We start from the raw sequence: 13980 nt of genomic DNA on the forward strand, positions 1-13980 counted from the left end.
AGTGGCTGTGATTCGGCGTCTCACTCCCGGCCGAGCGCGGACTCGATCTCCCGTACGACGCGCCACATCGGTGCCCCGCGCCGGGAGATCACGACGACCACGTCCTCCTGCTCCCCGGCCGGTGCGTCACCGTGCCCGGGGGAGCCGCCGAACGAGGCCTGTACGTATCCCAGCGCGTGGTCCACGGCCGTGTCGGGATCGCTCTGTCCGTCCGAACGCAGCCAGGAGCGCAGGGCGTTGTTGTGCGCGGCGACCACCGCCGCGGCGATGACGTCGGCCTGCAGGGTGCCGTCGGGCCGGCCGGCGAAGCGGCCGCGCAGATACTCCGCGAGGGCGCGCTCGTAACGCCAGACGACCGACAGCTCGTACGCGCGCAGGCCGGGGACCTTCTTGGTGAGGCGGTAGCGCTGCACGGAGAAGGTCGGGTTCTCGGCGTACATGCGCAGCACCAGCCGGGCGGCGTCGCACACCCTGCGTACCGGTTCCTCCTCGCCGGTGCCGGCACCCAGGAACGCCGTCATGTCGGTCAGGCAGCGCTCGTGGTCCGGAAAGACCACGTCCTCCTTGGACGGGAAGTAGCGGAAGAAGGACCGTCGGCCGACCCCGGCGAGCGTGACGATGTCGTCGACCGTGGTCTGCTCGTACCCGCGCTCCAGGAACAGCTGGAAGGCCGCCGCGACCAGCGCGTCCCGCATAGGTGGCTTCGCCGTCGTCGTGTCGGCGGTGTCGCCGCCACGGGGTGCCTCGCTCATGGACGGAACCTAGCATCGCGCGGAAATTGTGGCACTCAGTGCACAAGATCGAGGGAACTGAGTTCCTTCGGTGAAGGTGCTGGTCGATCGCGTGCCCCGTCGGTGTCGGTGTCGGTGTCGGCGTCGGTGTCGGCGCTCGGCCTGACGCGAGCGACTGCGGACCGGCCGCCGTCGAGCCGCCGCGGAACTAGCAACACCTCTTTGATGGCCGGTGCGCTCCAGTGGCCGACCTCGGCGGACGAAGCGCCCGGGGGGGGACGTTCTTGCCATCATGGAATCCCAAGCTGCGGGCGTTGAGGGACCCGTCATGGGGCTGCCCGTGTCCGCAGAGCTGCGATGGACCAGTCGATCACCGGGGCGAGTCGTTCCGGTGCCGGCCAGCCGTTGATCAGCGCCAGCAGCTGGAAGTACTGGTCCCAGCGCGGATCGCTCGCGGCTTCCAGCCGCTGCAGCAGCCACCGGTGCAGCTCGGCGTCATCGGGGCGGCCGTGGGCGAGCGCGCAGTGAGCGGTGAGTGCCGCGACGACAGGACCGGCCTGGGGCGAATCCGGGCTGATGTCGCACGCCACGGCCGGTCTCACGAGATCACGGGCGACGGCGACCAGGTCCGGGCGCGGTGGTGTGGGGGTGCCGTCGGGCAGGTCTGCCACATGGTCTTCGGCCAGGCGCCGCACACTGACACGGAAGTCCGGGTCCAGGGACAGTTCCGCCAGCTCCACCCACGCCCTGATCTGAACGTCTGTGGGGTTGTCGGGGAGCTCGGGTGTCATGGAGCGCCGAGCTGCGGCAAAGTGGGAGCCGCTGTGGAGGCCTGCGAAGACGGAGTCGAGGAAGTCGCCGATCAAGCGTCGGCGTTCGGCTTCGGACAGCGTTGCCAGCTGGTGCATGAGTTCCATCTCCTTGGGGGTGGGCTCGCGTTCGGCGGCGGCCGTCAGCACCGCCCGTCGCAGACGCAGGATGCTGATCTGCACGTCCAGCGCGGCGGCGTGCTCCACGGCGACTTCGCTGAGGGTGAGTTCCTGATCCACGACCCGCCGGATCATGTCGAGGCCGAGTCCCAGTTCGCGCAGTGTCCGCACGAGGGCAAGGCGAGCGACGGCATCCGGGGCGTAGCGCCGGTAGCCGGCCCGGGTGCGGTCAGCGGGCGCCACGATGCCGCGATCGGAGTAGAAGCGGATCGTCTTGACCGTCAGTCCGGTGCGCTGGGCCAGTTCACCGATTGAGTAGAGGTTGCCGCCGTCCATGAGCGCATCTTCCTGTCTCCCCCTGCGGGAGACTCAAGTTTGCGCCCCGGCCGTGGCCGTTCGTAGTCGCGGATGACCGTGATGCCGGGCCGCCCGGGCGGCCCGGGCCGACCGGACGTCCAGCTGCCCGGGGAGCGTTCCGGGGAAGGTGGCGGTGCCCTAGAACCGATGGCCGACGCCATCGCCCGGCACGCCGTCAACGGCGAGCCGCGGCCCTGCTGGTCGCGGTACTCGACGTGTGGCTGTGACCAGCGCTCTAGGGTCTCGGCCATGTCCGTCCTGCGCGGGCAGTTCGCAGATCGGCCCATTAGGGTCGCAGGCATGACGACACCCCTTGCCGGCAGTGCCTTCGACTCGCTCCGCCTCGACGCGGTGCCCGACCAGGAGGCGCTGCGTCGGGTCTACGAACGCCCCGGTGACGCGGCCGTGCGGAAGCAGATGACCGAACTCACCGAGCAGACCCGGCGGTTGATCGGCTGCTCATCGCTGGTCCTGGTCGCCAGCGCGGATGCCGAGGGCAACTGTGACGTCTCCCCGCGCGGCGGCCCCGCCGGGTTCGTCGCCGTCCTGGACGCACGGACGGTGGCGATACCGGACGCGACCGGCAACAAGCGTCTGGACACCCTGCAGAACGTCGTCGCCACCGGACGGGCCGGGCTGCTGTTCGTCATCCCGGGGCGCACCACGACGCTCAGGGTGAACGGCCGGGCCTGCGTCTCCACCCGCCCGAAGCTGCTGTCGCAGCTGACCGCCGTGGGCAAGCCGCCGGCCAGTGCACTGGTGCTGGGGATCGAGGAGGTCTACCCGCACTGCCCCAAGTCGCTGCTGCGCAGCGGGGCCTGGAAGCCGGAGCAGTGGCTGCCTGCGGACGCCCAGCCGGCCTCGGCCGAGGTGACGCTGGCCCAACTGCGGATGCCGGAGCTGACGATCGCCGACATCGAGCAGGCGGAGGCGGACTCGCTGAAGTACCGGTACGAGTAACGGCCCGACCGACCCGCGCTCGCTGAACCACTCCTTGGTGCAGAGCCGTCCGGGCCAGGTCACCGTGGCCGTCTCCGGCAGGGGTTCCAAGGGCCGGTCCCGGAAAGAGGCCGATGCCGCGCAGGGAGTTCTTAGGCGCGGGCGGCATGGGTGTGGTCCACCTCGGCCGTCGGCGAGGCTGAGGCCGTGATGTACGGCGGGGTCTCACCGCACCGAGGTGCCATGGTGCGCCAGCTCCATGCGGCCAGCTACAAGGGGCTCGTCAAGGCCATCGCTTCTCGGCCGGCTACGACCAGGTCAAGAAGACCTGATCCGGGCCCGGATCAAGCTCGTGGTGCGCATCGCGCGACGCCGTCGTGGCGCGACTGACGCCAGGCGTTTGCCGCCACCAGCGTGGCGAGGCCGGCCGCCGCCAGCCCGGCGAACATGGCTGCCCGGTCGCCGACCGCCGTGGAGGTGTGCCGCGTGCGGTCGACCGCGTCGGCGACCGCGGGAAGCAGCGCTGCTCCTATCGCGGCGCCCAGCTGTCGGCTCGTGTTGATCACTCCGCCGACCAGGCCCTGGTCGCGGTCGGCGACCCCGGCGGTGGCGGTGACCATGCTGCCGAACGCCATGCCGGCCGTGCCGCAGCCCACCAGCGTCACCGCCGCGAGCGGCAGGTGGGATCCACCGCCTCCCGGGAGCTGGGTGAGGAACGCGAAACCGGCGGTGGCGGCGGCTCCGGTCACCACCAGCACTTGCTGAATGCCGAGGCGCCGTGCCAGCCGGGCGCCGAGCAGGCCGGTCGCGAGACCGACGATTCCCTGTGGGGCGATGGTCAGTCCGGCCGCGAGCGGGGACATGTGCAGGACTTGCTGGAGATACACGGACAGCACGAGCATCTCACCGCCGTTCCACAGGCCGAGCAGCAGCATGAGGACGCCGGCGTTGCGCAACCCGTGAAAACGCAGCAGCGCCGGCTGCATGAGCGGGTCGGCATGACGGTGTTCGTTCGCTGCGAAGGCCGTCACCGCCAGGGCGGACAGTACGAGCGGGACCAGCACGTCGGCCGAGCCGATGCCGGCGCTGCCGCTGCGGGAGACGGCGAAGACCAGGGCGCCCACAGCCAGGGTGATGAGCAGCGCACCCGAAGTGTCCAGATGCCGTCCGGCACGCGGCGATCTCGACTCCCGCAGGGTACGGGGGGCGAGCAGCAGGGCGGCAAGCCCCACAGGAACGTTCACCAGGAACACCGAGCGCCAGCTGAGGAACTCCACCAGTACGCCGCCGAGCACTTGGCCGGCGACGAAGCCGACCGACGCCGTGGCACCGTACAGGCCCAATGCCCTGGTCCGGCGCGGGCCTTCGGGAAAGCCTGTGGTGATGAGCGACAGTGCGGCGGGCGCGACCATCGCGGCCCCGCTCCCTTGCACCACGCGGGAGGCGATCAGCAGTACCGGGTCGCGGGCGAGCCCGCCGGCCAGTGATGCGGCGGTGAACACGCCGATCCCGACGAGGAACAGGCGTCGGCGGCCGTAGAGATCACCCGCCCGGCCGCCGAGGATCAGCAGGCCGCCGAAGGCGATGGCGTAGCCCGTGACCACCCACTGCACCGAGGCGGCCGAAACGCCGAGCTCACGCTGGATCGATGACAGCGCGACGTTCACGATGCTGAAGTCCAGCACCACCATGAAGGCGGCGACCAGGATGAGCGCCAGCCCCAGCCGTCCGTGCTCGGCCGTCCGGGCAGCGGCGGTCCCGGGGTGCTCCTGGGCTGCCGCTGTGGTGACGGTGTCAGGGGGCTGCCTCGCCGCCGCGTACTGCGTGGTCGGGCCGGTGGGGCAGACGTTCGTCTTCATCGCCGTGCGTCCTCTCGCTGCGCCGGCTCGATCAGGCCGTGATGTAGACCGCGGACAGGTCGTTGTCGGCGTGCAGGAGGGCGGTCTGCCGCCAGCGGGGCAGCAGCGCTTCTGTGAGCGCGAGTCGGGTGCCACTGGAGTGCGCGGCCTGCACCGCGAGTTCGGCGTCCTTGAGGGCGTGTTTGAGCGCGAACGCGGGGGTGAAGTTGCCGGCCAGCATGGTGGTGGCCTTTTGCACCGCATACGGGCTTCCGAGCGGGGTCGACTGCAGCAGTTCCACGATCGAGGCGGGGTCCAAGCCCAGGTGGCCGGCGAAGGACAGGGTTTCCGCGGTCGCTTCCACGAGGTCGACGAGCCAGGTGTTCAACACCAGTTTCGCCTTGGTGCCGTCGCCGGCCGGACCCAGCCAGAGCGTGGTCCGGCCCAGCGCGTCGAACACGGGCGCAAGAACGTCATGGACCCGATCGGGCCCGCTGGCCAGGATGAGCAGCTGTGCGTCCTGGGCCGGCTCCTGACTGCCGGAAACCGGAGCGTCCACGAACGTCACTCCCTGCCGGGCGGCCATTACCGCGAGTCTTGCCGACCAGCTGGCTCCAACGGTGGCCATCTGTACCCAGATCAGTCCGGGGAACCGGGCCAGGAACCCGTCCGGGCCGGTCGCGGCCCCCTCGGTGGCGGGCCCGTCGGCCAGCATGCTGATGACGATTCCGGCGCCCTCGACCGCTTCGGCCGGGCTGCGTGCGACGAACGCTCCGTGCTGAGCGAGGTCTGTGGCGCGGCTGGTGGTCCGGTTCCACACCCGCAGCTCGAAGCCGCTTCGGGCCAGGTTGGCGGCCATCGGGCCGCCCATCCGCCCGGTGCCCAGGAACGCGATCACTGGTGTCTTCGTGCGGTGGCCGCCGCTCGGGCGGACCGGGGTGCTGTGCTGTGCGGGGGTCTGGGAGGTGGTCATGACATGCCTTCCGGGGTGGGACCGCCGATCGGTACCGCGGCGGTCATGATGTGGTCGATCTCGGCCAGGTCGGACCGGGTCAGGGTCAGGTCCAGGGCGCCGAGGCTCTGTGCCAGGTGGGCCGGGGTGCGGGCGCCGACGATGGCGACCTGGACGGCCGGGTGGGCGAGCACCCAGGCCACCGCCAGCGTGGCGACCGATGTGCCGCGATTGGCGGCGAAGGCGCGAAGGGCCGCGACGACGTCGAGATTGCGGGTGAAGCCGGGACCGGTGAAGGCCGGATGGTCGGCGCGCCAGTCACCGGGATCGAACACCGTGCCCTCGGTGAGGGCCCCACCGAGCAGCCCGTGGGCCAGCGGTCCGTATGCCAGCACCGCGATGCGGTGCGCGACGGCGTAGGGCAGCAGGTCGGCTTCGATGTCGCGGCGGAAGAGGTGGTAAGGGGGCTGGGCGGTTGCCACCGGCAGCACCGTGGCGAACTCGGCGATCTGCGCGGGGCTGTAGTTGGAGACACCCACGTGGCGGATCAGGCCTTCCCGTACCAGTTCGGCGAGCGCGGCGGCCGTGTCCGGGACAGGGGTGCCCGGGTCGGGCCAGTGCACCTGATAGAGGTCGATGTGGTCGGTGCCCAGTGCTTCCAGGCTGGCCTCGACACCCTTGCGCAGCCATGCCGGGCTGGAGTCGCGGACCAGCCGGTCGCCGTCCATGCGCAGTCCGCCCTTGGTGGCGATCACCACCGACTCGCGGGCCGAGCGCAGGTCGTGGGCCAGAGCCGCCCCGAGCAGCCGCTCGGACCGGCCGAACCCGTAGGCCTGTGCGGTGTCGAAGAAGTTGATGCCCATCGACCTGGCGCAGCCGATCGCCTCGCGCCCCGCGCGCTCGTCCACCGGTCCCCAGTCCCCGCCGAACTGCCAAGTGCCGTAGGCCAGAGGAGTCACCTTCAGGTCGGTCACTCCCAGTGTCACCGTCTGCATGTCGTCCTCCCGTGATGGTTGGGACCTTCTTTCTCGACACTCACATCCGCGGGAACCGGCCGGTAGGGGCCGTTTGCTTGCCGGGATACAACCTGGCGTTGTGGCTGGTGTGCCGAAGCTGGAACGAGTCAGCGCCGAGGCCTCCCGCTGAGGAGGCGGGGCAGCGACCTGTACGCGTCCGTCGTCACGTGCGCCGGGCCGGCGCGGTCAATGGATGGGACGGCGCGGTCACTGGGTGGGACGGCGGGCGGTGCCGGTCGCGAGCCCGGGGCCGGACGCGGGCCGGCGCGTCTGCCCACCCCCGCGTCGTCGATCGCGGCGATTGATGATGTGGGTGATCAGATCCCGTGCCACACCGCTGGGCGGGCTGGTGGCACCGTCCCAGATGACGCGCAAGGCCCTGCTCAGGTCGAGTTCCGGCGTCTGAACCCTGATGAGCCGACCCGTGCTCAGGTCGTCCTCGACGGCCAGTTCGCTGATGACCGCCGGCGCCGAGCCGACCAGCGCGGCCGCACGGACTGCCGCGGTGGTCGGCAGCCATTGCGCCGGGCCGGCCTGGGAGGAGCCGGGGCCGAGCACGGCGGCCAGCGCAGCCGCCAGGGTCTCCCAGGTACCGGAACCGCCCTCGCGGCTCACCAGCGGAGTGGCGGCCAGCTCGGCGGCGCCGACCGGTCGGCGGCGGTCGGCCCAGGGATGGTCCGGAGCGACGACCACAGCGAGGTGGTCGTGGCCGACAACCCTGCCGTGGAGACCCGGCGGCCGCTGTGGGCCCTCGGTGAATCCGATGTCAGCGGTGCCCTCGATGACGTGGGTGATGACCGTGGACGTATTGATCGCTGTCAGGACGATCTCCGGGGCGGCGTCGCCCACTCGTCCCGCCGCGCGGAAGGAGGCCAGCCAGCCCGGCAGGAGCTGCTCGGCGATGGTGAGGCTGGCGCTGATCCGCAGCCGGGCGCGCCGGTCCGCCCGCAGGGCGGCGATTCCGGCGTCCACCTCGGCGGCGGCGTCCAGCAGCCGGGCGGCCCACTCGGCGATCATGACGCCTTCCGCAGTCAGCCTGGACCCGCGCGGACTGCGGTGCACCAGCGTGACGCCGGTCTGCGCCTCCATCGCCCTGATCCGCGCCGAAACCGCCTGCTGGCTCACCCCCGCGACCCTGGCCGCGCTGTTGAGGCTGCCCTCCTGGGCGACGACGAGCAGCAACTCCAGCGCGGCGAGGTCGGGGACGTGCGTGCTGAGCGCCATGGCACCGCCCTCCCAGCTGCAAGCCGGGGTTGTATCCCCTCAAGTTTACGGCCGCTACCAGGGGCCGCCGGCGTCTGCCACCGTCGAATCACGACCGCGCCATCGCGGGGAGCGACCCGTTGGCGGAACGCCAGGGGTGGGCCCTGTCTGCCAGGCCCGGCAGGTTTCACGGTCCGCCATCCGGCGCCGCCGCCCTGACGCTTCTCCCTGCTGCGGCGCCCTCAAGAGCCGTGATCGGCAAGGAGGCACACCTCATGACCACGACGCTGTTGCGTCCGCCAGAGCACCAAGACAGGCGTTCGTTTCTCCTGCAACGGGCGCAACCCGCCATGACCGGACTGATCGACGGCTCGCTGTCCACGCTGGCACCGATCTTCGCCGTCGCGATCGCCACGCACCAGCCGCGCTACGCGTTCTTCGCCGGGCTGGCCACCGCCATCGGCGCCGGTGTCAGCATGGCCTTCTCCGAAGGCCTGTCCGACACCGGAGACCTGACCGGCCGCGGCAACCCCTACCTGCGCGGAGCCATCACCGGAGCAGGCACCTTTCTCGGCGGAGTGCTGCACACCCTGCCCTTCCTGATACCGCAGTACCACATCGCCCTCGCCGTGGCGCTGGCCACGATCACTCTCGAACTGGTGAGCCTGGCCTGGATCCGGTGGCGCTTCTTCAACACTGGCTTCGTCCGCTCGTTCGTCTCCATCGCGATCGGCGGAGCGATCATCGCCGGCGTCAGCGCCCTGCTCGGCGCAGTCACCTGACGGCACCTCCGTCACCGTGCTGACGCCCGCCCTCTTCGGCCGGCCGCGGACGAATCCCGGTCCAGGTCCGCCGCGTGGTCGATCCGCGTAGGTCGCGGGAAGCACACTGATGACGGGGCCGCCGCGTGCCTCGCCAGGGCCTCACCGATCGTCCGATGGCCGTCCAGCCGCTCCTGGCATGACCGGGGCCGAGGGCGCGATATCTCACTGTTTGTGCGGTTATTTCTTGATCGCCCTATGCTGATGCCGTGAGGACTCGGGCAGTCGACGGCCGGTGCTGAGCCGGCGGGAGGCGGGCTTCCATGACTGAGCGGTTCAGAAGGTCGGGGTTGATAGGCGAGCTATCGGCCGAATTCGCGGGCACCATGATTCTCATCCTCTTCGGTTGCGGCGTGGTGGCCCAGGTGGTCGCCGGCGGAGCGCTCACGACTCCACCGGGTGGCCTCGGAAACCACGACAGCATCTCCTGGGCATGGGGCATCGGCGTCACCATGGGTGTCTACGTCGCGGCACGGCTGAGCGGCGCGCATCTCAACCCCGCGGTGACCGTCGCCCTGGCCACCTTCAAGGGCTTCCCGTGGAGCAAGGTGGCGCCCTACGCGCTGGCGCAGACGGCCGGCGCCTTCGTGGCGGCCCTCCTCGTGCGGTGGAACTACACGGAAGCGCTGGCGAAGGCCGACCCCGGTCACACCTTCAAGACGCAGATCGTGTTCTCCACGCTCCCCGCCAACGGCAACACGAACCTGCCGGTCTACGAGTGGGGCGCGTTTCGCGACCAGGTCATGGGCACCGCCATCCTGCTGCTGTTGATCCTGGCCATCACGGACCTGCTCAACACACCCCCTGGCGCCAACCTGGGCCCCTTCATCATCGGCCTGGTCGTGGTGGCCATCGGCATGGCCTGGGGTACCAACGCGGGCTACGCGATCAATCCGGCACGTGACTTCGGCCCCCGTCTGGCCAGTTTCCTCACGGGGTACGGCGGAGCATGGCGAGACCAGTACGGTCACTTCTACTTCTGGGTGCCGATCCTCGGTCCACTGGTCGGCGGTCTGGTCGGCGCGGCCCTGTACAAGTTCTTTGTCGGCCGGTTCCTGCCGACTGCGGAGCCGGAGCCCCCGGGCCGCATCCCCGCTCCCAAGGACTGACACCTACGAAAAGGTGGCACCCCCATGGCTGACTTCGTCGGCGCGGTGGACCAAGGGACCACCAGTACCCGATTCATGATCTTCGATCATGCGGGCAACGAGGTGGCGAAGCATCAGCTGGAGCACGCTCAGATCCTTCCGCGCTCCGGGTGGGTCGAGCACGACCCGGTGGAGATCTGGGAGCGCACCAACTCCGTGATGCAGAACGCCCTGCGGCACGGGAGCCTGTCCCCGACCGACCTGGCCGCTATCGGCATCACCAACCAGCGGGAGACCACCGTTGTCTGGGACCCGCGCAACGGCCGCCCCTACTACAACGCCATCGTCTGGCAGGACACCCGCACCGACTCCATCGCCGCGGCCCTGGAGCGCTCGGGCCAGGGAGACGTCATCCGCCACAAGGCGGGCTTGCCGCCGGCGACCTACTTCTCCGGCGGCAAGATCCAGTGGATCCTGGAGAACGTCGACGGCGTCCGCGCGGCGGCCGAGCGGGGGCACGCCCTCTTCGGCAACACGGACTGCTGGGTCCTGTGGAACCTGACCGGCGGCCCCGACGGCGGCATCCACGCCACCGACGTGACCAACGCCAGCCGCACCATGCTGATGGACCTGGAAACCCTCGACTGGGACGACGAACTGCTGGGCTTCTTCGATATCCCCCGGGAGATGCTGCCCACCATCAACCCCTCGTCCCATCGGGAGGCGTTCGGTGTGACGCGCACGTCCCGGCCACTGCGCGCCGCCATCCCCATCAGCGGGGTGCTCGGCGACCAACAGGCGGCCACCGTCGGACAGGTCTGCTACGCGCCGGGCGAGGCCAAGAACACCTACGGCACCGGCAACTTCCTGGTGCTCAACACCGGCACCGAACTGGTCCGCTCACAGCACGGCCTTCTCACCACCGTGGCGTACCAGTTCGGCGACAGCCCGGCGATCTACGCCCTGGAGGGCTCCATCGCGGTCACCGGGTCCGCGGTGCAATGGCTGCGCGACCAGATGAAGGTCATCAGTAGCGCGGCCGAGAGCGAGACCCTGGCCCGCACCGTCGAGGACAACGGCGGCATGTACTTCGTCCCGGCGTTCTCGGGCCTGTTCGCCCCGTACTGGCGCTCCGACGCCCGGGGCGCGATCGTCGGCCTCGCCCGGTACAACGACAACGGCCACCTGGCCCGGGCGACGCTGGAAGCAATCTGCTACCAGAGCCGCGATGTCGTCGAGGCCATGGAGCAGGACTCCGGAGTCCACCTCGACGTGCTCAAGGTCGACGGCGGTGTCACCGCCAACGACCTGTGCATGCAGATCCAGGCCGACGTCCTCGGCGTACCGGTCAGCCGCCCGGTCGTCGCCGAGACCACCGCGCTCGGCGCCGCCTACGCGGCAGGGCTGGCCACCGGCTTCTGGCGGGACACCGACGAACTGCGCACCCACTGGCAGGAGTCCAAACGCTGGGAGCCCGAGTGGTCCGACGACCAGCGAGCGGAGGGCTACGCGGGCTGGAAGCAAGCAGTGGAGCGCACGCTCAACTGGGTCAAGGTCGAATAGCCCGGCCGCACCACCGGCGGCCGGGCTTCTTCCCGGCCGTTGGCCGTCCCTGACGCTGCCTTGTCCGTACCCGCACGTCTCGCCCCCTGGGACGGCTGCAGTGGCGGGTGCAGCGGCATGAGAACTCGGTGCCGCGACAGCGGCTCAACGGTCCGGTCCGGTCGCTGGTGGTGGCGCACAGACACGGTCGCATAGTCTCGCGCACATGGCAGATGTGTTTGCGGGTGTCCGGCTCCTCGGTCCGCCAGTGACCGACGGCGAGTACATCGCGTTGAGTGAGCACGAGATGGTGCACCTGCACGAGTACACGCGGATTTATGCCGTGCCCGGACTCTATGAGCATGTCGTCCAGGAAAGGCTCCAGTGCAGGTCGCCGGAGGTCGCGGCAGCGGGCTTCTTGCGCGCGGCCGCGCTCCTTGGGTTGGAGCCGGGCTCGATGACGGTCCTCGACGTCGGCGCCGGTACGGGATTGGTCGGCGAACTCGTGCGTCGTGGTGGCGTTGCCCAGGTTGTTGGGGTCGACTCGCTGCCGGCAGCGCGCGTGGCGAGTCTGCGCGACCGGCCAGGCGTCTACGCCGACTACGTGGTCGGCGACTTCTTGCGCGACGACGCACTCCGTGAGGCACTGCGCCCGTACGCGCTCGGGGGGCTGGTGTCGGCCGGAGCGTTCGGCGGCACGCACGCCACACCGCAGGCGCTCGAAAATGCACTCGCGGTCCTGCCACCCGGCGCTCCCGTGGCTTTCACGATCGATGAGCGGTGGATGGATGAGTCGGATCCGGACGGGTTCGGCGCCGCGGTCGAGCGGCTGGTGGCCTCCGGAGGTCTCGCAGTGAGGGAACGGACGCGGTTCCGGCACCGGGTGACGACGACCGGCGAGCCTGTCTTCTACCAGCTCGTCGTGGGCCAGACCGGGTGAGGTGAACGACCCCAGTGGCCCGGCGCAAGCTCACATCGTGTGCCGCTTGGACAATCTGCCGTGGGCCGAAGCGTTCGGGCAGAGCTCGCCTGGGACGTCGCCGACTCCCCCTCGGCGCGCGCACCAGCACGCCGCCGGAGCCCCGAAAGAGGAGCCACCCGCAACGCCTGCCGCTTCAAAAAGGGGCCGCGGAAAGATCGGTTCATGAGCGCGCGCCACTGGTCAAGGGCCTGCTTCAAAGATCCTTGCCGCGGCGCGGGATGTCCTGTCGGGGCAGGGATATCCGGCGCTGACCATCGAAGCCGTCGCGGCGGCCGCGGGCGTCGGCAGATCGACCAGCTACCGCTGGTGGCCCAGCAAGGAGGCGCTCGTCGCCGACGCGCTCGCCGAGATCTTCCGCGCCGAGGGGATCCCCGACCTGGGCGACACGCGCGCCGAACTGCGCCCCAACGCGGCGACCTGCCCCGCAACCTAGACATCGACCTCCTCCAGGACATCTGGGCCGGCACCATCCTCTACCGACGCCTCATGACCGGCTCCCCGCTCGACACCGGCCTCGCCGAACACCTGGTCCAACTCGCCATCGACAGTCCCCCGCTGCTCCCTCAGTGAACGTGGGCGGTTCTGTCAGGGGCCGACACATCGAGCGTGTTGCGTAGACCTTCTCCGCCCACAAGCTGGGCGGCCCTGTTGGGAGTACCGACGTCCAGGGACCCGCCGACACTCACATCGTCGCGGCGAGACCGGCCTCAGTTGCCCGGTCTTCGACGTCTCCAACGCCTGCAACAGCGTCCTGAACGCGCTGGAAGCCGCCGGCCTTCATCCGCCACGCCCGGAACAATCGCCAGCGGCCGCATGGCGAACCCGGCCGGTTGGCCCGCCCCCACCAGCCGACTTGAATCTCGGCCTGTGCCCCGTCGACCAGAGGGGCGTCCGGGGTCGAGGCGGCGTCTCAGCCGACGCTGTTGCGCGGAAGCACCATGCTGCGGAGGTCGTTGCAGCCCGCCGAGGAAGAGTCGCCCTGAACCGGCCATGTCTGGTGGGCCTGCAGAGCGAGGCTCATCAAGGTGAGGAGCAGGCCGATGTCGGCGTTGACTTCGAGGCGTATGGTCACCCACCGCGATTCGGGCACCATCCGGACCGCGGTCGCGCCCCTGAGATGGTCCTGGAAACGGTGAATGGCACGGGCTGTGAGGTGCAGGTCGACATCGTGATCCGAATGGAAATGCACGATCTCGTCCTGTGCCGAACTCAGCGCCCGCCCTGTGCCGCAGCTCGGCCGGGCCTCCGTGAGGTCCGGCCAGCTCGCCAGTTGTGTCATGGCACGCGAGGCCAACGTCATGCGCCCATCATGACGAGCTCACCGTCCGGCCACCAGGACTTGAGCAAGCCGTAACTGAGCAGTAGCCCACGCATGTCCGGAAATGGCGGGTGGAAGTCAGGGGTGTTTCTCCCCGAGCGGGCGGTGTTCCGCGACGTCGAGGGCGAGGTCGTACGGGACGGGTGGTGCAGGCGGGGTCGAGTGACGTGAGCTGAGAGCGAGGGCGAGCCCGACATCGGGATCGGCGAGATTGATACCGACGCTCTGTTCGATCTTCGTCAGTCGGTAGCGCACGGTGTGCGC

Annotated in this window: 14 protein-coding genes; 6 read left to right on the top strand and 8 right to left on the bottom strand. The window is 70.0% G+C overall.

Annotated features, from left to right (window positions below; genetic code table 11):
• Window positions 1–20: 20 nt before the first annotated feature.
• A complete protein-coding gene (locus ACIQTP_RS36100) occupies window positions 21–695 on the bottom strand; it encodes a TetR family transcriptional regulator (RefSeq protein WP_403408058.1) in 675 nt (224 codons plus the stop codon).
• Window positions 696–1057: 362 nt separating this feature from the next.
• Window positions 1058–1996, bottom strand: a complete 939-nt coding sequence (locus tag ACIQTP_RS36105; RefSeq protein WP_403407928.1) for a MerR family transcriptional regulator — start codon at window positions 1994–1996, stop codon at window positions 1058–1060.
• Between the two features lie 321 nt (window positions 1997–2317).
• Here ACIQTP_RS36105 and ACIQTP_RS36110 point away from each other — a divergent pair, with 321 nt between their 5' ends.
• Window positions 2318–2977 (top strand): MSMEG_1061 family FMN-dependent PPOX-type flavoprotein, encoded by a 660-nt coding sequence (locus ACIQTP_RS36110; protein WP_403407929.1) that lies wholly within the window; start codon window positions 2318–2320, stop codon window positions 2975–2977.
• A 323-nt stretch (window positions 2978–3300) separates the two neighbouring features.
• Here the strand turns inward: ACIQTP_RS36110 and ACIQTP_RS36115 are convergent, their stop codons facing one another.
• The 4 genes from ACIQTP_RS36115 to ACIQTP_RS36130 form a co-directional block, all read right to left on the bottom strand.
• The gene (locus tag ACIQTP_RS36115; protein WP_403407931.1) at window positions 3301–4815 is read right to left on the bottom strand and encodes an MFS transporter; all 1515 of its coding nucleotides are present in this window, start codon (window positions 4813–4815) and stop codon (window positions 3301–3303) included.
• Between the two features lie 31 nt (window positions 4816–4846).
• The gene (locus tag ACIQTP_RS36120) at window positions 4847–5767 is read right to left on the bottom strand and encodes an NAD(P)-dependent oxidoreductase (protein WP_403407933.1); all 921 of its coding nucleotides are present in this window, start codon (window positions 5765–5767) and stop codon (window positions 4847–4849) included.
• Window positions 5764–6741, bottom strand: coding sequence for an aldo/keto reductase (locus ACIQTP_RS36125; protein ID WP_403407935.1), 978 nt, complete (start codon window positions 6739–6741; stop codon window positions 5764–5766). The genes ACIQTP_RS36120 and ACIQTP_RS36125 overlap by 4 nt, the downstream gene beginning before the upstream one ends.
• Before the next feature lie 228 nt (window positions 6742–6969).
• A complete protein-coding gene (locus ACIQTP_RS36130; protein ID WP_403407937.1) occupies window positions 6970–7986 on the bottom strand; it encodes a LysR family transcriptional regulator in 1017 nt (338 codons plus the stop codon).
• 329 nt (window positions 7987–8315) lie between these two features.
• Between ACIQTP_RS36130 and ACIQTP_RS36135 the strand changes: the two genes are divergently transcribed.
• From ACIQTP_RS36135 to ACIQTP_RS36155, 5 genes are all read left to right on the top strand, one after another.
• Window positions 8316–8747, top strand: a complete 432-nt coding sequence (locus tag ACIQTP_RS36135) for a hypothetical protein (protein WP_403407939.1) — start codon at window positions 8316–8318, stop codon at window positions 8745–8747.
• 302 nt (window positions 8748–9049) lie between these two features.
• On the top strand, window positions 9050–9895 hold the full coding sequence (locus ACIQTP_RS36140) for an MIP/aquaporin family protein (RefSeq protein WP_403407941.1): 846 nt from the start codon (window positions 9050–9052) through the stop codon (window positions 9893–9895).
• Between the two features lie 24 nt (window positions 9896–9919).
• A complete protein-coding gene (gene glpK / locus ACIQTP_RS36145; protein ID WP_403407943.1) occupies window positions 9920–11437 on the top strand; it encodes a glycerol kinase GlpK in 1518 nt (505 codons plus the stop codon).
• 247 nt (window positions 11438–11684) lie between these two features.
• On the top strand, window positions 11685–12356 hold the full coding sequence (locus ACIQTP_RS36150) for a hypothetical protein (protein WP_403407945.1): 672 nt from the start codon (window positions 11685–11687) through the stop codon (window positions 12354–12356).
• A 348-nt stretch (window positions 12357–12704) separates the two neighbouring features.
• Window positions 12705–12968, top strand: a complete 264-nt coding sequence (locus ACIQTP_RS36155) for a TetR-like C-terminal domain-containing protein (RefSeq protein ID WP_403407947.1) — start codon at window positions 12705–12707, stop codon at window positions 12966–12968.
• Window positions 12969–13308: 340 nt separating this feature from the next.
• Here ACIQTP_RS36155 and ACIQTP_RS36160 read toward each other — a convergent pair whose 3' ends face one another.
• Window positions 13309–13698 carry a luciferase family protein gene (locus tag ACIQTP_RS36160; RefSeq protein ID WP_403407949.1) on the bottom strand — a complete coding sequence of 130 codons (390 nt, stop codon included), beginning with the start codon at window positions 13696–13698 and terminating at the stop codon, window positions 13309–13311.
• A gap of 96 nt (window positions 13699–13794) precedes the next feature.
• On the bottom strand, window positions 13795–13971 hold the full coding sequence (locus ACIQTP_RS36165; RefSeq protein ID WP_403407951.1) for a hypothetical protein: 177 nt from the start codon (window positions 13969–13971) through the stop codon (window positions 13795–13797).
• Window positions 13972–13980: the final 9 nt, after the last annotated feature.

The organism is Streptomyces sp. NPDC090798 (genome assembly GCF_044768965.1).
In the GTDB taxonomy this organism is placed as follows: domain Bacteria; phylum Actinomycetota; class Actinomycetes; order Streptomycetales; family Streptomycetaceae; genus Streptomyces.